The sequence below is a fragment of the Bacillus sp. CZDM1 genome (assembly GCF_055502545.1).
The window spans coordinates 1-19,186 of sequence record NZ_JBUESO010000029.1; the positions used below are offsets into that span (position 1 = coordinate 1).

19 protein-coding genes are annotated in these 19,186 nt (G+C 38.3%); 9 read left to right on the forward strand and 10 right to left on the reverse strand.

Annotated elements, in window-relative coordinates; genetic code table 11:
• Window positions 1–133: 133 nt before the first annotated feature.
• Window positions 134–316 (reverse strand): hypothetical protein, encoded by a 183-nt coding sequence (locus ACY3XC_RS28340; protein WP_464871513.1) that lies wholly within the window; start codon window positions 314–316, stop codon window positions 134–136.
• Between the two features lie 221 nt (window positions 317–537).
• Here ACY3XC_RS28340 and ACY3XC_RS28345 point away from each other — a divergent pair, with 221 nt between their 5' ends.
• Window positions 538–1,398 carry an EamA family transporter gene (locus tag ACY3XC_RS28345; protein ID WP_464871514.1) on the forward strand — a complete coding sequence of 287 codons (861 nt, stop codon included), beginning with the start codon at window positions 538–540 and terminating at the stop codon, window positions 1,396–1,398.
• A 139-nt stretch (window positions 1,399–1,537) separates the two neighbouring features.
• Here the strand turns inward: ACY3XC_RS28345 and ACY3XC_RS28350 are convergent, their stop codons facing one another.
• Window positions 1,538–2,431 (reverse strand): hydroxymethylglutaryl-CoA lyase, encoded by an 894-nt coding sequence (locus ACY3XC_RS28350; RefSeq protein WP_464871515.1) that lies wholly within the window; start codon window positions 2,429–2,431, stop codon window positions 1,538–1,540.
• A 160-nt stretch (window positions 2,432–2,591) separates the two neighbouring features.
• Complete coding sequence (locus ACY3XC_RS28355) at window positions 2,592–3,239, reverse strand: GntR family transcriptional regulator (RefSeq protein WP_464871516.1); 648 nt, start codon at window positions 3,237–3,239, stop codon at window positions 2,592–2,594.
• A 265-nt stretch (window positions 3,240–3,504) separates the two neighbouring features.
• Between ACY3XC_RS28355 and ACY3XC_RS28360 the strand changes: the two genes are divergently transcribed.
• Genes ACY3XC_RS28360 through ACY3XC_RS28385 form a run of 6 tightly spaced genes read left to right on the forward strand, consistent with a single transcriptional unit; the run spans window position 3,505 to window position 11,237 of the window.
• On the forward strand, window positions 3,505–4,704 hold the full coding sequence (locus tag ACY3XC_RS28360; RefSeq protein ID WP_464871528.1) for a CaiB/BaiF CoA transferase family protein: 1,200 nt from the start codon (window positions 3,505–3,507) through the stop codon (window positions 4,702–4,704).
• Window positions 4,705–4,716: 12 nt separating this feature from the next.
• The gene (leuC, locus tag ACY3XC_RS28365; RefSeq protein ID WP_464871517.1) at window positions 4,717–6,135 is read left to right on the forward strand and encodes a 3-isopropylmalate dehydratase large subunit; all 1,419 of its coding nucleotides are present in this window, start codon (window positions 4,717–4,719) and stop codon (window positions 6,133–6,135) included.
• 2 nt (window positions 6,136–6,137) lie between these two features.
• Window positions 6,138–6,740 carry a 3-isopropylmalate dehydratase small subunit gene (gene leuD / locus ACY3XC_RS28370; RefSeq protein WP_464871518.1) on the forward strand — a complete coding sequence of 201 codons (603 nt, stop codon included), beginning with the start codon at window positions 6,138–6,140 and terminating at the stop codon, window positions 6,738–6,740.
• 26 nt (window positions 6,741–6,766) lie between these two features.
• A complete protein-coding gene (locus tag ACY3XC_RS28375; RefSeq protein WP_464871519.1) occupies window positions 6,767–7,381 on the forward strand; it encodes an isochorismatase family protein in 615 nt (204 codons plus the stop codon).
• Between the two features lie 13 nt (window positions 7,382–7,394).
• On the forward strand, window positions 7,395–9,443 hold the full coding sequence (locus ACY3XC_RS28380) for a hydantoinase/oxoprolinase family protein (protein WP_464871520.1): 2,049 nt from the start codon (window positions 7,395–7,397) through the stop codon (window positions 9,441–9,443).
• Window positions 9,444–11,237, forward strand: coding sequence for a hydantoinase B/oxoprolinase family protein (locus ACY3XC_RS28385; protein WP_464871521.1), 1,794 nt, complete (start codon window positions 9,444–9,446; stop codon window positions 11,235–11,237). It abuts the gene before it with no gap.
• 128 nt (window positions 11,238–11,365) lie between these two features.
• Here the strand turns inward: ACY3XC_RS28385 and ACY3XC_RS28390 are convergent, their stop codons facing one another.
• From ACY3XC_RS28390 to ACY3XC_RS28400, 3 genes are all read right to left on the reverse strand, one after another.
• Window positions 11,366–11,857, reverse strand: coding sequence for a Uma2 family endonuclease (locus ACY3XC_RS28390; RefSeq protein WP_464871530.1), 492 nt, complete (start codon window positions 11,855–11,857; stop codon window positions 11,366–11,368).
• The gene (locus ACY3XC_RS28395) at window positions 11,806–12,111 is read right to left on the reverse strand and encodes a type II toxin-antitoxin system Phd/YefM family antitoxin (protein WP_464871522.1); all 306 of its coding nucleotides are present in this window, start codon (window positions 12,109–12,111) and stop codon (window positions 11,806–11,808) included. The genes ACY3XC_RS28390 and ACY3XC_RS28395 overlap by 52 nt, the downstream gene beginning before the upstream one ends.
• Window positions 12,112–12,356: 245 nt before the next feature.
• Complete coding sequence (locus ACY3XC_RS28400) at window positions 12,357–12,515, reverse strand: RNA-binding protein (protein ID WP_179161546.1); 159 nt, start codon at window positions 12,513–12,515, stop codon at window positions 12,357–12,359.
• Window positions 12,516–12,754: 239 nt separating this feature from the next.
• On the opposite strand from ACY3XC_RS28400, the gene ACY3XC_RS28405 reads away from it, so the two are divergent.
• Window positions 12,755–13,636 carry a LysR family transcriptional regulator gene (locus tag ACY3XC_RS28405; protein ID WP_464871523.1) on the forward strand — a complete coding sequence of 294 codons (882 nt, stop codon included), beginning with the start codon at window positions 12,755–12,757 and terminating at the stop codon, window positions 13,634–13,636.
• A gap of 438 nt (window positions 13,637–14,074) precedes the next feature.
• Here ACY3XC_RS28405 and ACY3XC_RS28410 read toward each other — a convergent pair whose 3' ends face one another.
• Entirely contained in the window at window positions 14,075–14,344 is a 270-nt protein-coding gene (locus ACY3XC_RS28410; RefSeq protein WP_464871524.1) for a hypothetical protein, read from the reverse strand.
• Between the two features lie 411 nt (window positions 14,345–14,755).
• Between ACY3XC_RS28410 and ACY3XC_RS28415 the strand changes: the two genes are divergently transcribed.
• The gene (locus ACY3XC_RS28415; protein WP_464871525.1) at window positions 14,756–16,228 is read left to right on the forward strand and encodes a serine hydrolase domain-containing protein; all 1,473 of its coding nucleotides are present in this window, start codon (window positions 14,756–14,758) and stop codon (window positions 16,226–16,228) included.
• A 527-nt stretch (window positions 16,229–16,755) separates the two neighbouring features.
• Here the strand turns inward: ACY3XC_RS28415 and ACY3XC_RS28420 are convergent.
• The 3 genes from ACY3XC_RS28420 to ACY3XC_RS28430 form a co-directional block, all read right to left on the reverse strand.
• Complete coding sequence (locus ACY3XC_RS28420) at window positions 16,756–16,992, reverse strand: spore coat protein (protein ID WP_464871531.1); 237 nt, start codon at window positions 16,990–16,992, stop codon at window positions 16,756–16,758.
• A gap of 125 nt (window positions 16,993–17,117) precedes the next feature.
• Window positions 17,118–17,615, reverse strand: coding sequence for a staygreen family protein (locus ACY3XC_RS28425; protein ID WP_464871526.1), 498 nt, complete (start codon window positions 17,613–17,615; stop codon window positions 17,118–17,120).
• 338 nt (window positions 17,616–17,953) lie between these two features.
• Complete coding sequence (locus ACY3XC_RS28430) at window positions 17,954–18,196, reverse strand: hypothetical protein (RefSeq protein ID WP_464871527.1); 243 nt, start codon at window positions 18,194–18,196, stop codon at window positions 17,954–17,956.
• Window positions 18,197–19,186: the final 990 nt, after the last annotated feature.

Genomic DNA, 19,186 nt, shown 5'->3' on the forward strand with positions numbered 1-19,186 from the left:
TTTATCTTGCCTATTCATTACAAAAAACCTTTGTTTGCTTGGCTATTATCAATAATAATTATAGTATTGTTATTAAGTATCTTTGATGTGAAAATTAGTGAAATGAAATAAAGCTTGAGATGAGAAATAAGGATTATTGAAGAGACTTTTTTATATTATGAAAGCTTACATTGTGAATAAATGTACTTAAACTATAGGGGGCTTTACCTAAATAAGGTTTAGGTATTCCTAATAAAGAAACTCGCCAACTATGGCGAGTTTTGCCTTTTTTATATAGCAATAACAATGTCAAAACGACTGCCATTTTGGCAATCATTTTTAGAAACCACCTCAAAACGGGACCGCTTAACTTTATTGTAGTAAGCCTTTTAAATTTCAATTTAATATAGGTTGAATCATTCTTCAATTGTATTCGAAGTGAAGTATAATAAAAAAAATGAGAAGGGGATTTGTAAACAATAGTCGTACATAATGGGTAATAGTGATAAGGTGGCACATGACCCTTAAACAATATTAACATAAAAAAGCAGGTGCACGATGAGTATTATTTTAGCATTATTGGCAGCTTTATTTGCTTCATTTACGGCAATCTTAGCAAAAGTCGGTATTGAAAATGTAAATTCAAACCTAGCAACAGCGATTCGAACCATTGTGGTATTAATTATGGCATTTTTGATCGTGATCATAACCGGACAACTTGACAGTATTTCTCAGATTTCTACAAGTGCATTATGGTTTATTCTATTTTCTGGATTAGCAACGGGTCTTTCATGGTTGTTTTTCTTTAAAGCGCTTGCCATTGGCGATGTTTCCAAAGTGGTGCCTATTGATAAATCCAGTGTAGTACTCACCATTATTTTCTCTATTCTAGTGTTAGGGGAGCCTGCGGAACCTCATGTGTTAACAGGAGGAGCGATTATTGCGATAGGAACGTTTATATTGATTGGAAAAAATGAAGAAAAGAAACGATTTTCTGGATCACAGCGATATATTGTGTATGCCATTATAGCGGCAGTGTTTGCCGCACTAACTTCCATTTTAGCAAAGATAGGAATGGAAGATGTCGATTCCAATCTGGCAACTTTTCTACGAACCATTGTAATCCTTGTATTTGCATGGGCCATTGTATTTTTCCAAGGCACTCACAAGAAATTGAAAAGCATTTCGAAAAAAGGGTACCTTTTTCTAGTCCTGTCTGGAGTGGCTACTGGTTTATCTTGGTTATGCTATTTTGCAGCACTAGCAATGGGGAAGGTTTCCATCGTTGCTCCCATTGACAAATTTAGCGTTGTCATCACGATGGTATTAAGTTTTACTATTTTAAAAGAAAAAGCGGCCAAACACACGATTATTGGCGGTATCGTCATAACAATGGGAACGATTTTACTAATTTTATAATTCAGAGCGAACAGTGCCAGGCACTGTTCGCTCTAATTCTAGAACGGCTTTAGGGGTTTCCCGCATTTCAGGAAATCACAAACTTTGCAGCCAGTTCCGTCAATTATTCACTACGCTCTTTACTGGGATCAATGAATATTTATAAAGCACAAGGTACTCCAGCTTTCATGACCATTCCATCAAGAGTGTGTTCGATAACTGTTTCTAACCAAAGGGCTGACTCAATAAGTTTATCCAGCTCGATGTTAGTGTTAATTTCCATTTCATGAAACATATTAACCATATCTTCTGTACAAACATTACCTACGGCTTTGGGTGCAAAAGGACAACCGCCTAATCCGCCAATTGAAGAGTCAAAATGGCGGACTCCAGCTTGGTAGCCAGCCAGCGTATTGGCAAGTCCCAGCCCCCTGGTATTATGAAAATGAAGAGCGAGTCGAGCAGAATCTCCGAAGTGATTATAGAAGTATTCAATTCGTTCCTCAACTTGTTTGGGGTTTGCCATTCCGGTTGTATCTGCTAACGTAATTTCTTTACATCCTGCTTCTAGAAAATTTTCAGCTATATGAATGACTCTTTCTTTTGGAACATTCCCATCATAAGGACAGCCAAAGGCAGTTCCGATTACGCCGATCATTTCGATGCCGGATTCTACCCCCGTACGGATCACCCTTGAAAGTTCAATTACGGATTCCTTCACTGTTCTTTTTGCATTTTTTTGATTAAATATATTACTAGCCGCCATTGCTACATTTAAGAAATTCACATTTGACTTTAGGGCTCGGTCTAATCCTGATTGGCTAAGAACCAATCCTCCATACGATACTCCCTCAACCCTTGTAATTTCCTTCATAACCTCTTCTGCATCAGCCATTTGCTTAATAATTTTAGGATTCACGAAGGAAACACATTCAATTTTCTTTATACCTGCTGTGGCAAGCTGGTTAATTAATTCTACCTTCTGGGCAGTAGGCAGGATTTTTTTTTCATTCTGTAAACCATCTCTTGGGCCAACTTCACTGATATATATCATTCATACGCCTCCTTGATTTTCCATTCTTCTGAGAATAATTTATTAAAATTGTATACAATATTTAAATAAAAGTAAATATTTTCTCCGAAATATTCTATAAAAATAAAAAAATGTATACAAAGAAGGGTAAGGTGCACGTACACACCTTACCCTTTGAAAACTAGGATTGATTTAATTTACTGTAATGAACCACACGATCCCGGCCATGGTATAAATGGCTGGACATTATCACTTTGGCTTGCTCTGCATCACCATTTTTAATAGCTGTTATCAGGCTGTTATGGTGCTGAATCGATGTCTTTAAATCTTCTTCGTCAAACCAATAAAACCCTCGATATAACACAGGAATGGCTACTAAAGAACTTAAAACATTCTTTACATAACTGCTTTTTGACATGGATACAATGATTTCGTGGAATTGGCTATTCGATTTTAATATAGCATCTGTGTCTTTTTCACCAACTCTAAAACCATTTTCGATGACAGATTTATAATTTGCATTCGCTTCTTCCAATTCAATGATTTGCAGGTTGTCTCGATTTAACGCGGCTAACGAGGCAGTATACCCTTCGACAACTGCGCGTAAATTATAGGCATCAATGACATCATCTAGTGTATAATTCCTGACTGTCACACCACGATTTGGGGTGTAAATTAAAAGTCCTTCTACTGTTAATCTGCGAATTGCCTCTCTGAGTGGTGTACGGCTTACATTTAGTATACTTGCCAGTTTTTCTTCTCGAAGTTTCTCTCCAGGTGCTAATACCCCATTAAGGATATCCCCTCGGATCTCTGCATACACGTCCATAAATTGTATTTCCCCTTTTAGGTAAAACTTTTTAACTACTTTAAAAACTACCATACTTATTAAAAGATTTACCACCATTATAGCAAATAATCATCTTTTGTATACAATTTAAGGGAATACCAGGTAACAGATTTATTAGAATTTTATGAATTATTATTGACGAGTGTAATGTTAGATTGTAATATATCAATTAAATAGAATTTGTTTTACATAAAGTTTAACTTGAATTGTATACAAAATGAGTGGGGTGGCTTATATGAGTGAAATGAACGAAAGGTTGCCTTTGCAGGGAATACGTGTATTGGAACTAGGTACACTTTTAGCAGGTCCATTCTCTGGACGTCTTTTGGGAGACTTTGGAGCAGAGGTTATTAAAATCGAGCCGCCTGATAAAGCGGATCCCATGAGACAATGGGGAAAACAAAAGGATGGGCATGGTCTATGGTGGCCGATTCAATCTCGAAATAAAAAGTCAGTTACCTTAAACCTTCGTGTGAAAGAGGGACAGGAGATATTTAAGGAACTGGTTAAAGAAGCAGATGTTGTGATTGAGAACTTTCGTCCAGGTACGATGGAAAAATGGGGATTATCCTACGAGGAATTATCCGAAATCAACCCAGGTATCATCATGGTTAGAACTTCAGGGTTTGGACAAACCGGACCATATAAAAGCCGCGCTGGTTTCGGCAGTGTTGGTGAAGCAATGGGCGGTCTGCGTTATGTAACGGGATTCCCTGACCGGGCACCAGCAAGGATTGGGATTTCAATAGGAGACACATTAGCTGCTTTATTCGCTACGATAGGATGTTTAACAGCTTTAAATGAAAGACATACATCCGGCAGGGGCCAAGTAGTAGATACCGCTCTTTACGAGTCTGTCTTTTCGGTCATGGAAAGTATCATTCCCGATTATCTGCTTGCTGATTATGTACGTGAAAGAATGGGGAATATCCTGCCAGGTGTAGCACCGTCTAACATATACAAAACGCAGGATGAAACCTACATTGTCATTGGAGCCAATGCGGATGGGGTATTTAAGCGTCTTTGCCAAGCGATGCAGCAGCCTGAGTTATTTGAAAATCCAAAGTATTCCACTCATCATGGCAGAAGTGACAATATGGCTGAACTCGACCAAATCATTGAAACTTGGACGAAGACAGTACCAGCGAAGGTATGTTTAGAGATCCTTGAAGCAAACGGGGTTCCAAGCGGCCTTATTTATTCAGCAAAGGAAATTCTTGAAGACCCTCAATATAAAGAGAGAGAAATGATTATTCATGTGGAACACGAGGAGTTAGGCGACTTCCCGATGCCTGGGGTTGTTCCGAAATTAAGCCGGACACCAGGTAAAGTCAAGCATGTTGGTGCAACTACTATGGGACAGCATAATTCAGAAGTATATAGCAATCTATTAGGATTTGATACTTCAAAAATAGAGGAATTGACAAGAAATAATATTATCTAATGGGGGTGTAATGTGGGGAAAACATTGTACGAAAAGTTATGGGATTGTCATGTTGTTCATGAAGAGGAAGGTCAACCTGCCATTCTATACATAGACCTGCATTTGATTCATGAAGTAACAACACCACAGGCATTTGATGGACTTCGTGCAAAAGGCAGAAAGGTAAAGCGGCCAGACAGAACGTTAGGGACTTTAGATCACAGCATTCCAACCACCTCTAAGTTCCTGCCATTTGAAGATCCTGTAGCTAAAAAGCAGGTAGATACACTTGAAGCAAATTGTAAAGAGTTTGGGATTACTTTGTATGATTTAAATAGCAGGAATCAAGGAATTGTACACGTGATTGCCCCTGAACAAGGAGTCACTCAGCCGGGACAAACCATCGTTTGCGGGGATAGCCATACAGCGACACATGGGGCATTTGGGGCACTAGCTTTTGGAATTGGTACAAGTGAGGTAGAGCATGTTCTAGCTACCCAAACTCTTAAACAATATAAATCTAAAACGCTTGCAATTAATTTTAACGGGGAATTACCAATAGGCGCTGCTGCAAAGGATTTAATTCTAGCATTAATTGGCAAATATGGACATGATTTTGCCACGGGTTATGTCATTGAATATCGTGGTGACGGTATTAAGAAACTGTCGATGGAAGAACGTATGACCATCTGTAATATGTCCATTGAAATTGGAGCACGTGCGGGTCTGATTGCACCAGATGAAATTACGTTTTCCTATTTAAAGGATAAGCCGAAAAGTCCAAAACGCGGGCTTTGGAATGAGGCATTAACTTACTGGCAAACCTTTTATTCTGATGATGATGCCATCTTTGATTTAACAGTAGAGTTTAATGCAAGTGAGGTCGTACCACAAGTCACTTGGGGGACGAATCCAGGGCTTGTTGCCGCTGTAACCGATCTGGTGCCTTTTCCTAAAGATATGCCAGAAGGAAAACAAAACATGGCTGAGATGGCGTTAGAATACATGGCGCTCAAGCCGGGGACACAAATAACAGATATACCGATTAATACGGTTTTTATTGGTTCCTGTACAAACAGCCGGATTGAAGACCTGCGTGAGGCTGCAAAAATTGCAAACGGATACAAGGTGAAGAATGGAGTTCGAGCATTGGTTGTTCCAGGTTCACAAGTAGTTAAAGGTCAAGCTGAGGCAGAAGGGCTGGATAAAATTTTTCTAGAAGCTGGCTTCGAATGGAGAGAGCCGGGATGCAGCATGTGCTTAGGGATGAATACAGACACAGCGAATCCTGGCGACCGGATTGCATCAACATCTAACCGTAATTTTGAAGGCCGGCAAGGCAAAGGTGCTAGAACGCATCTCGTTAGTCCTGCAATGGCTGCAGCCGCTGCAATAAAGGGCCATTTCACCGATGTGAGGAATTGGAAGCTTAAAGTAGTGGAGGAGGTGTGAATATGGAACCACTGAAGGAATTCACTGGGATTGCAGCACCATTAGATCGTGAAAATGTCGATACCGATGCCATTGTTCCTAAACAATTTTTAAAGATTATTAATAAAACAGGTTTTGGTAAATTCCTATTTTACGATTGGCGATATTTGGATGGAGAAAAGGATAACCCAGACTTTGTCCTAAACCAACCCAACTATCGTGGGGCTGGTATTCTTTTAACAAGAAAAAACTTTGGCTGTGGATCATCTCGGGAGCATGCACCATGGGCTCTAGCTGACTATGGGTTCCGTATCATTATTTCGCCTTTATTTGCTGATATCTTCTATAATAATTGCTTTAAAAATGGGATTCTGCCGATTCAACTATCGGAAGAAGAGGTACAAACTCTTTTTGAAAAAGAAAAGGCTGCTCCGAATTACCAGATTTCTGTTAATCTGGAAGAAAAGGTAGTGTATGATCATGAAGGCTTTAGATCTTCCTTTACACTAGACGATTATCGTAGAGATATGCTGTTAAAGGGTCTTGATGAGATAGGCATGACAATTGAACATGCTGCTAAGATAGAAGCATTTGAAGATAAACATCCGATTTATTATCAAATTTAATTTGATTATTTAGAAGGAGTGAAGGTATGTCTCAATCTTTCGAAGGGTTCGGTGATTCTTCTGGATTAGGAGCAAGACCTGCTATTATTGTTGTCGACTTTATCAATGGATTCACAAATCCTGCATCTGCTTTGGGATCGGATTTAACCAGCCAGCTGGAAGCAACGAAAACATTACTTGATCATGCTAGAAGTAAGGCTGTTCCCATTGTGTTTACAACGGTCATCTATGAACCTCATTATCGGGATGGCGGCTATTTCATAAAAAAGATACCGGCCTTAAAACTACTAACGGCGGATAGCGAATGGGTAAATGTCGATGAGAAGCTGGAGCGCGATGAAACTTCAGAGCCTCTTATTGTAAAAAAATTTGCCAGCTCGTTTTTTGGAACGCACCTTCACTCCTTCTTAACGAGTGAAAGAGTAGATACCGCTATTATCACAGGCTGTACGACATCAGGCTGTGTGCGGGCAACTGCAGTTGATGCATTGCAGTATGGCTATAGAGTAGTGGTACCAGAGGAATGCGTTGGTGACAGGTCGATGGAAGCGCACAAAGCAAATTTGTATGATATACAGACTAAATATGGTGATGTGACATCCTTAGAAATGGTAATAGATTATCTAAATCAGTTAACTTAAGGGGGTAACACAAATGTATCGTGTAGCTGTTGATGTTGGGGGAACTTTCACGGATATTGTTCTACAAAATGAGGAGACTGGCAGTATTTATGTAACAAAAGTACCATCTACCACCTCCGATCAATCGATTGGACTCATGCATGGAATTAAAAAGGTTTGTCAGGAAGTTGGCATTGAACTTTCACAAATCAAGACGATTATCCATGGTACGACGGTTGCAACAAATGCTGTGCTAGAAGGAAAAGGTGCAAAGGTAGGGTTATTAACCACAGCTGGATTTGAGCAGGTTCTTCATGTGGCACGTTCTTGGACTCCGGCACCAATTAGTGCTTGGATTGGCTTTCTAAAGCCTGAACCATTAGCAGACCTCGTAAATACGCGCGGGGTAAGAGAACGAGTGACAGCTTCCGGTGAGGTTCATCATGAGTTAGATGAAGAAGATATCAGGGAACAAATAATAGATTTATATAATCAGGGCATCGAGAGTTTAACGATTAGTTTAATCAACTCCTATTCCAATCCGATCCACGAAAATCGGATGAAGGAGATTGCTCAGAGTATTAACCCTGACATTCCTGTAACCATTTCTTATGATATTCTACCAGAGTTTCGTGAATATGAGAGAACGCTGACGACGGTTATGAATTCTTACGTTCGTCCTCCCATGCAAAGATATTTAACTAATATTGAGGAAAAGGTAAATGCAGAAAAGATGGATAGCCGGGTTAGTATCGTTCGCTCAGATGGCGGATTGATGAGTATACCTGCTGCTGCCACCCGCCCAGTACATACCATGTTGTCTGGTCCATCAGGCGGAGTAACTGCTTCGGCTATGATTGGTAATCAAATTGGCCATAAGAATGTTATTTCATTTGATATGGGCGGAACTTCAACAGATGTATCCTTAACGTATAATGGGAATCCGAAGGTTGCCCGCGAAACAAAGGTAGGCGTCTTCCCGGTAAAAGCTCCATCACTTGAGGTTGAAACAGTGGGCGCAGGAGGCGGGTCAATCGCACACGTGCCGCCATCTGGTGCACTTCGAGTCGGACCGCAAAGTGCGGGTTCCGAACCTGGTCCTGCATGCTATGGCCGAGGCGGCACAGAACCAACAGTTACAGATGCCAATGTTGTTCTAGGCTACTTACCGCCAAGCTTAGTTGGGGGAGAAATGAGTTTAGATGTAGAAGCATCCAAGCAAGCAGTAAACAAGGTTGCTGAAAGATTAGGAATTGATCTCTACCGTGCAGCTAAAGGAATATACGATATTGTTAACGAGAATATGTATGGAGCGATAAGAGTTGTTTCTGTTGAAAAAGGTCATGACCCTCGTCAGTTTGCCTTGGTAGCGTTAGGGGGAGCTGGACCTCTTCATGGCAATGCGTTGGGAAATTTATCAGGAACCTTCCCGGTCATAGTTCCTCCAACTCCAGGCGTATTATCAGCATTAGGATTCTTACAATCTGATATAAGAAATGAATACTCCAAGACATTTATAAGGATATTAAGCGAACTAGATAAAGAAACACTTGTGGATGAATTAGAGGTTCTTGGCAATGATGCAAGACAATGGCTGCAAGATGAAGGGGTTAATGCCGACAGACAAATCGTGAATCATGAAGTGGATGTAAGGTACTACCGTCAAGGTCATGAGATTGCTTTACAAGTAGACCTTCAAGAGTTATTAGAACAAGGTTTAGCACGAATCAAAAACAAATTCGACGAAATTCATGAAAGCATCTATGGATTTAAGATGGACATCGACATTGAGGTTGTCAATTTACGAGCGGTATCAATAGGGAAAGTATCTTCTCCAACCATCCCTGCTAGTGAGCCAAGTGATTCAGATGCCAGTCAGGCAATAATTGATCCTAACCATGAAGCATATTTTGATGGGGAGTTTGTAAAAACTCCATTATATGATAGAGATTTACTTCGACCGAATAACGAGGTGTATGGACCTGCCATCGTTACACAAAAAGATAGTACCACCTTAGTTTTACCTGGGTTTGTAGCAACCGTTGATAAGTATATGAATCTATTAATCTCTAAGGAGGTATAAATGATGAAGGTGCAAACAAGAGTTGATTCTATAACCGTTGATATTATTGAAAACGCTTTAAAGAATATAAAGGAAGAAATGGATGTTACCCTTTTCCGTTCTGCCATGTCACCTGTTATTCGCGAGCAGCATGATTGTTTTCCAATGATTACAAATCCTGATGGGAAAATGGTTGTTGGGAATTTTGGTTCTCATGTCCCAGAGGTTATTGCCCATTTTCCTGAAGGTGTTCATGAAGGAGATGTTATCTTCTTAAGTGATCCATATAGCTGTGGGGGATCTATTTCACACGTGAATGATTGGATGGTCATTGTTCCTATTTTTCACGAACAGAAAATCGTAGGCTATGCATCGATGTTTGGCCATGTGATGGATGTTGGCGGACCTGTTCCATCAAGTATGCCTGTAGGGGCAACCTCTATTTTTGGTGAAGGCGTTCGTTTTCCACCGGTCAAATTATACGAACAAGGAAAATTAAACGATGCCATCATCAAGATTCTTAAATCAAACAGCCGTACTCCTATCGAAAATTATAGTGACTTAATGGGAATTGTCGCGTCTTGCCGTACAGCTGAAAAGCGGGTAAAGGAGGTTTGTGATCGTTTTGGTTCTGATGTGTATCTTAACGCTTTGGACCATTTATTAGACAGGACAAAGATGATGATGCAGCATTTAATCACCAATTTTTTACCTGAGACACCAGTTTCGTTTGAGGATTACATTGATAGCGATGGATTAGGAAATGGTCCATTTAAGATGAAGTTAACGATCTGGAGAGAAGGAGACCAAGCCTATTTTGACTGGACTGGTACAGATCCTCAGGCTCCGGGACCTATTAACTATTATCTAAGTGAAAATATGTTTAAAATGTTTATTGGGGCATTCCTCATTTCTGTGTTTGACCCAGCAATCATGTTTAATGACGGCTTTTATGACAACCTTCATATCGAAACACCAGAAGGAAGCCTATTACGTCCAAAATACCCTGCCGCATTAGGGTGTCGTACACATGCGCTAAGTCGTCTATTCGATGTTTTAAGTGGTGCACTTTCTTTGAATTCACCTGAAAGCAGCCCGGCTGCGGGATATGGTACAAGTCCTTACTTTATCTATTCCGGCACGGATGAAAAAAATAGACATTTCCATCTAATGGAGGTTATGTACGGAGGGTTGCCAGGAAGACCGATAGGAGATGGTCTGGACGGGCATTCATGGTGGCCGGCATTTGTTAATATCCCTACGGAATACTTGGAAACATACTATCCACTGCGGGTGGAATATTATCGAACAGGTAAAGATTCTGGAGGCGCTGGTTTACACCGCGGTGGAAACTGCAATGAAAAACTATATACGTTCTTATCATCAGGAACCGTATCGATTCATGATGATCGTGCAGCCTTACAGCCATGGGGAATTAATGGGGGGGAACCAGGGTCTTCCTCTTACAAACTGCTTATCAAAAATGGCGGTCAGGAAAAAATAGTACTAGAGTCAAAAGTAGACCATATTGAGGTCGAAAAAGGAGACCAGCTTCTATTCGTTACAGGTGGAAGCGGCGGATGGGGGGATCCATTATCGAGAGATCCTGAAAAAGTAAGATTAGACGTTATCCGTCAATTAGCAAGTATTGAGAAGGCCAGAGAATCCTATGGGGTAGTATTGAATCCAGAGAGCTTTGAAATTCACAATGAGCAGACTGAAGCATTGCGTCAAGAAATACGTAAATCACGTGGAGAACTGAAAAGCTTTGATTATGGAAATAGAGATGAAATAGTGGCGAATCGTCAAATATAGGATTGTATAATATTAACTGAATCAGTTGTTCAGCCCTTTCTTTAAAAAGGGCTGATTTTTTGGTATACCTCATTTACAATCGTCACAGAGAAGCCTAACAGGCAAACCGTTTTTAGCATGAAACTTGTTTACGTTTTGACTCTGAAAATTCTCTTGATTTCAGCACTTAACCCGGTAAAAGTGAATGATTGTGCGGCTTCCCTATTTTTATATGTTGCACTATTGCTAATATTAAAATCTTCAAAAATATAGACAGTTACTTCCCTATTGTCTGGATTAACGATCCAGTACTCACTCACCCCACAAGACATGTACAAATCGAGTTTCTTTATAAGATCTTTTCTTCGCGTACTTTTTGAAAGTACTTCAACGACAAGTGAGGGGACACCTTTATAATAGTCATCTTCACTTAATTTATCCTCCAAATCACAAATAATCATAATGTCTGGCTGAACAATATTAATGTTTTCGGGTGTTCTTCTAAGCTCAATATCGTAAGGAGAGACTATCGGTGTACAATTTGTACCTTGGAAAAAATTATAAAAAATGCCAAATAACTCAGTTATAGCTATTTGATGAACCGTTCTTGGCGATGTGAGTAAATAGATTTCACCGTCAATATACTCGTACCGTTCATCGGACTCCTGTTGTAAGTGAAGAAATTCATCATAAGATGCTTTTTCCCAAGAGGACTGTATTCTGGTGCTTTTTCGTAGACCACATTAGTTAAGTTTGTATCATCCAATGCCGATTCTCTAATTGCTGTTAATTTAGCGATTTCTAAACCGTTTCGTGTAATGACAATATCCTCTTGCGCCGCAAGCATTAAATACTTTCCAAAATTATTTTGTAACTCAGTCGAACTGACAATCAATAGTGACACCTCCGATATTAGCTAAAATAGCTAATTTAGCTAATTGGATTGTATGATATTATATTTTTATTTTCAAGTGTAAGGAATACAAAGGTAAAGCGAACAGTGCCAGGCACTGTTCGCTTGGAGAATATCTCATAAGTAAAGAGGGCAGTTCGTTAGGAATCAATGGAAACCTAACAATCTGCCCTCTTTTATGTGTGATTCGTTTATGCCTGTTTATTCTGCCGTTAGTATGAAATACCTTATGCCGCTTCCTGCTGAAAACAAGGATCATTGAAGTATACAACTTGAGAAAGAATATTAGTGCCATTCAAGTTATTCATAGCCTCTCTTGCTTGTTCCTCCGTTTCGAATTCAAACATGGAAATCGTTGAATCTACATAACACGTTATAATCCACATGAATATTTCTCCTCTTTTAAGTTATTTCTGCCCTGCAGACTGGACATCTTATGGCTAAAGCGAATGCTGTAGTAAACCAAAGGATGATTTAGCTGGAATGAAGTCCCTATTCAGTTTTTGAAGAATTAATTACTAATTGATATGGACCAATGATAATGCAATAATGAAAATAAATAAAATTTAAAAAAATTATAACGAGATATAAAAAAAAGTAATATGGCAGAATTTAGGAGGAAAAAGTGGATTATCGTGATTGGGAAATACTGAAGGTCCTCTATAGTCAGAAGAACCTAACGAAAGCAGCGCGGCTTTTGTTTATTACACAGCCTGCTTTAACAAGCCGTTTGAAGCACATGCAGGATGAATTAGGTGTGAAAATAGTAACGCGTGAAAGCAGAGGGATTCATTTTACCCAAGAAGGAGAATATCTTGTTCAATGTGCCGATACTATCCTTGCTCAGTATAACAAAATAAAAGAGCATGTACAGAATATGAGTATTAGCGCAGGGAATGAAGTGGCAGGGACATTAAAATTGGGTGTATCTAATTTTTTTGCGAATTATGAACTGCCCTATATTTTGAAGTTATTTAAAAGCCAGTATCCACTTGTGGAATTTAAAATTATTACAGGCTGGAGTAAAGATGTAAGTAAACTTATACACAAAAAGGATGTTCATATCGGCTTTGTTCGAGGCGACTATAGTAATAGAGGACTAGAGAAACATTTGTTATTTCAAGAAACAGTTTCTGTTACGTCGAGGGAATCGATTGACATTCTTGATTTGCCTAATCTACCTAGGATTAACTATAGTGGAGATTACTTATTAAAATCATTAATTGATAATTGGTGGGCTGAAAACTATACACAGCCGCCTTTAAACAGTATAGTAGTGGATCAGGTTGATACATGTATGGAAATGGTTATAAACGGATTGGGCTATGGCATCTTGCCCAGCCGAATGCTCAAGAATACAGAACAATTATATAAACAAGATTTAACAGACCACAACGGAAATCCTATATTACGCAAAACATGGATGTATTACCATAAGGAATCCTTGGAATGGAATGTCGTAAAGGCTTTTGTAAATTTTATTGAGACCTTGGAATTTACAGAGTGATCCCCTTGATAGAGCTTGGTTATTCCATGCTCTATTCTGTTTCGTCCATTTTATTTCCATTTATAGATCACCTTGTTCAATCATCTCTAAAACCTCATCAGTTGAAAATACCTCTTTCCATCGATTTCAAAAACAGCTTCACCTTCGTGGATGATTTCTTTGATTACCTCTGCTGCATAACCATTTAACTTTTTCATCAAATACCCCCAGTCATTTTTTCCTTTTGTTAATTATACTGCTTTAATGAGGTTGAGGATAGAGTAACCACATCATTAAAAAACCCCAGTATTATAGGTGCAGTGAACGATACCACAAATCGCGTTTTGGCAGGGAGTTAGCGAACAGGTAGTTTGTAAATTAAATCCACGAAATAGAAAAGATAGAGGCATAACCATTTCATTTACGGATTGTAAAACCTTCCACCATTTTCCATCCTCATTAAGCGTGCAGCCAATCATAGTACATAACTTCGCCTGTCTCGAGCACATAACGGAACGGCTTACTCTCACATCGATTTTCAAACAATTGTTCAAGATAGAATTCTTTTATTTTGTTGGTTAAAATGCCATAAAAGAAGGCAATCGGCTTTACTACCTGCTTGGTAGATTTCAGTTTACGGATCAGCTGCTTAAAGGACTGAATGGCGATAGTGAGAACATCTTCTGTGTTTTGGTCACATTCAAATCGAAATGCAGCGATTTGGACCATATGCCAGTATTCTTCAATTGTTTTTGCATCAGAAAAGAAGTATTTTACAGACTGAACAAAAGCTTGAGGAACTTTATCACTACCCTCTATATATGGAAATAGGGGGACAGGGTCGTTTGCTGAAAGTTGTTACAGAATTGTGTACTTAGTAGATTAATAAAGAGATTTGGCAATTGCTAAGTAGTTCAGCTAAATACCATGCCAAACTGTTAAATTTTTTTTTCGAAGGGAAATACAAAAAGTTTCTTAAATTTTCTAACAGCATCCCCATCAGTCACTTATAAAAATACGACTGAGGGCTTAGAAAATAATTAGGCTATAGCAGGTTAACCTAATAAAAACTATCTTGTATGATTATGTCTGTACTTCAAGCCTTTAAAAATATACACCAATTTATTGGGGGAAAATTATTTGAAAACATCTTTAAAATCGAAGAAATTATTTTTTATTCTTCTGTTAATAATCTTTGCAATGCCTACGTTCAACCTTCATTTAACTGTACAAGCTGCTCAACCGTTTAAAACAGAAGATGTTGATAAATTTGTCACTAACTATATAGAACGTAATGGGCTGCCTGGTGCATCCATTGTAGTTGTGAAAAAGGGGAAATTAGTATATGAGAAAGGATATGGTCACGATTCTGAAGGTAAACCTATAACAGAAACGTCATTAATGAGAATTGGTTCTACATCCAAATCATTTACTGCATTTGCTGTTTTACAACTCGTTGATGAAGGGAAACTCCGACTAGATGACCCAGTAATTAAATATTTATCAGGGGTTAAACTTGACGATCCAAGATGGAAAGAAGTTACAGTACGTCAACTATTGAGTCACACATCAGGGATTCCAAATCCAATTATTGTTCCTCCAGCGAATAACTTAAGAGCAGGTGTGGAACGTTTGAATGATTGGAAGTTGCAATCGAACCCAGGGGAGAAATATTATTATAGCAATGGGAATTACTGGGTCCTAGCACTTTTAGTAGAGGAAGTAAGCGAGATAGAATTCTCTCAATATCTTAAACAAAAGATATTCTCTCCATTAGGAATGGATGACTCACTCACAACAGTGAACTCTACTGATTTAGTACAAGGGCTACCTAAAGGATATGTAACAGCATATGGAACTGCGATTCCTTGGACAGAGCTTGAAGCGATGGATATGGGAGCAGGAAGTGTCATATCGACAGCATCAGATATGGGGAAATGGCTTTCTATGCACACAAACATAGGAAAAAACGAATCAGGACAACAATTGTTATCGAAAGAATTATTGGAAGAATCTTATACACCGCAGCCTGGTAGCGAAAAATACGGACTTGGTTGGTCTTTAAGCTCGCCAAACGTCAAACCAGAACGTATTTCACATAGCGGGGCACTTTCAACGTATCAAACTCAACAAGATATTGTTCCTAGTAGTGGTTATGCGGTTGCAGTTTTACTAAATAGTTTTACCCCTACTTTAGAACACGCATATGAAATTAGTTCGGGAATTATCCAATTGACTGAAGGACAAGAACCAGAATTAAAAACTCCAGTGCCTAAAGTAATGGATTTATCACTTGGTGTTTTCACATTGATTTATTTACTATTAGGAATCAGAGAAATTCTGCGGAGTAAAAAATGGTCAGGTACACGAAGACAACAGCCTACTTGGAGATTTATATTTCGATTGTTTCCTCAATTGGTTCCAGTTTCATTAATCGGATGGTTGTTTTTTATTGTTCCAACCTTACAAAATAACAGCTCAACCATAATTAACGCATTTGGTCTATACCCAGCAGCGATGTTCTTATTGGCGATTGTCTTTATCGTTGGACTGGTTCTTATAATTTTGAGAGTCTATTATCGAATAACCTTAAATAAAGCCTATGAATTATAGAAAATTACACTCACAAAACGCTCAGAAATATTCTGAGCGTTTTAGCTTGCGAATTATATAATTCAGAATATAATTCACAGTGCGTTTTTTATTGATTTATCAACATTTCGACGGATTTGATTCGTCCGTTTCGCCCTAATTCACATAGTAAATCACACGACATGAAATAATTATTGGAGGGTGTGTGAATTCTATGTGATTGAGTGAGTGAATTGTGTTGCAATTACGAAGGTTATTGGATAATTACGTTAAAATGATGTTATAGATGTTGGAAAGTTTGTGAAAAGATATTCTTACGCTAACGAAGCAGTTTACTTGAATAAGAAACATCATTAAAATGGATAAAAAACCATAAAAGAGGTAAACAAAATGTTTTCAAACATTACTTTTGAGTTAAACAATGTAAATTTCAGTTTTTTCTCCATTAATAAAAAAACTCATTTACTTTTGGTATGGATCCAGTGCTTGATCCTAAACTAACCTGCCAAAGAATTGGCGTTCCGTTTTTCTTATTATATATTTACGTTTTAGTAAGGAGAGTATGGAATATTATAATTTAAATCGTAAGGATATGGTGGATACGGGTATGGCGGATAATAAGGGTAGGGTGGGTAATAATATCCAAATCCAGGACCAGGAGCCAACAATGCTCCAGCAGCAAGACCACCTAAGAATCCTAAGCCAATTCCGAATCCAGGTCTTCCAAATCCGAATCCTGGGCGTACGCGTTGATAATCATTGATCAAAGCAATTCCTCCCTCTATTATTTCAATTCAATAAAGGATATGCATTAATTGCCTATATGATTGGGTCTCTACCCCAATTTTTTAAATTTACATTACAAAAAGCCTTGTGGTTTACAGTTGGAATTGAGGAGGCGTGGCTAGGGTCAATTTTGAGGGTGGGGAAGGTCAGGTTGTTTGATAGTTTGGTTCAAATATTGGCGTGGTGTACAATAAAAAGCAACCTGCCTATATTGCGGATAAATGGATAAGTAATGGATAAAGATGGGTGCATCGACGAGGAAGGGATAGTGTACGTAAAATTGACGATCACCATAGACAATTCCATTAAGTGCTGTAGCCATTTCTTTTTTAAATATTTTAAAACGAGTGTCTGCAACTTTTTGACTGAACTCTCCACCATCTACATACGCTTTTCCTATTAAATTTAAACAACCATGTGAATCTTTTTTCCATTCTGCTAATACTTCGTCACGCATTTTGGGGTTAATGGATTTGTAGTTGTACACATATCCAATATCCAAAAATAATTCTGCTGTAATATCTGAATGCGTGAGAGTATATTTTCTTCCTTCAACTGGCTGAGCGAAAGTGGTAGGTGGAATAAGTTTGACGGATAATTTCTGTGGATTAAAAACGGACATATACAATCCCCCTATATTTAAAATCAATGTGCTTGATTCCCATAGATAAACATAAATTTATATGTATTACTTTATGTGGGTCAATAACTATATGACTGTATTGGTGCCTAGGAAGGATATAACGATTCATAGATGGCTAACGATGGCTTGAGCTCAAGAATGATCGCTTCAGCGTTCTTTTTCTTTATTCAAGTAAAGGAGCAGTTTAAGGCAGCCTCAGGAATAAACTTGTGTTCGTTTTGAAATTTAGTCTAATTTCAGTATAAAGAACGCTAACCGAAATAATTAACGTTCTTTACGTGATGGAAGGGAAAACGCAGGCAGGTCGGTCCAGTGTTTTAATATAGAGTTGGTGTCGGAGGAGAACAATGGAAGTTAACAATATCTCTTACAGCAACCGAATATTGATTCCATCTTCCGCCAAAAAACCTATAGCCATAAACCCTTGATTCCCCTACAGTCGTTAAAAAAAACCAGAAATTGTCTCCGTTTCTAAGCCACAGATACGTGAAACGATAAATACAATTTTGAAGACCCCAGGTATTCTGTGTATAGAGTGGCATTTGTCGTATATTTTCCATATTTCGAAGTTCACTCCTTATTGATATTAGACTAATAACCAGTTTATGCACAGGGTCAAAGCTGGATTGGATGAATGCCTAGTAGCCCGCCTAACTTCAAATAAGAATGAAGCAGCTTATATGAATGGATTGGGCAACTATTTTTATTGAGAACGGTATCTCTAAACCAAAGGAAATTATGATCAGTTTATAAGCCATAGAGTTGTTCAACTAACGGGTGCTTTAGTAAATTAGATAATACAAAAAAAGGCTTAGAGTTGAAATAGCTCTAAGCCTTATTGTTTGTGAAAAAATACTGTGATTTATGTTGTGAAAGTTATGCTATTTGCTGCGTGATTAGGTCGGTGATTTGACGTTTTGCACTTCACAAGTAAACCCGTTAGGAATTTTTCAAGCGTTTTTCCTATTTCTTTAACTTAAGCATAATAGATTAGGAGTGTTGTTTTTTAAACTTCACAGGTTCCTCTACATAAAATTCGATAAAACCACAACTCGGACAAACATAACAAGGGTATATGTGACTCATTGTATTTGCATTGGGTTTGACATCTGCTGGGTAAACTCTAATTGGATGACTATCTAATAGAGACTTAACGATTAATGACTTACATTTAGAACAATTTTTATCCAAAAAAGCACCTCCACCGGTAGTTAAATACCATTTTTATACAAACTCTTATACTCATCATAGCATGCTTATTATACAATTCTAAATTGCCTTACAATTTCTTAACAAATTTTACATACTAAATAGAAAACGAATTAGCTTATCCATTCAATTACATCCAATGCCTAGAAATGTTCGCGTTATTTATGGTGCAAAGTATTTCTAGTTTCTTATAATTAGGCTGTTTTAAAGTTGAATGTTGATTTTACTGTGTTTGGAAAATAAGCGGAGAATTTCCGCTTAAATGATTAAGTCCGTATAATTGTGTAAAAAGAAAAGGGGTCATTTTTATCCTACTTGGCTACAATGTTTAACAACGACGA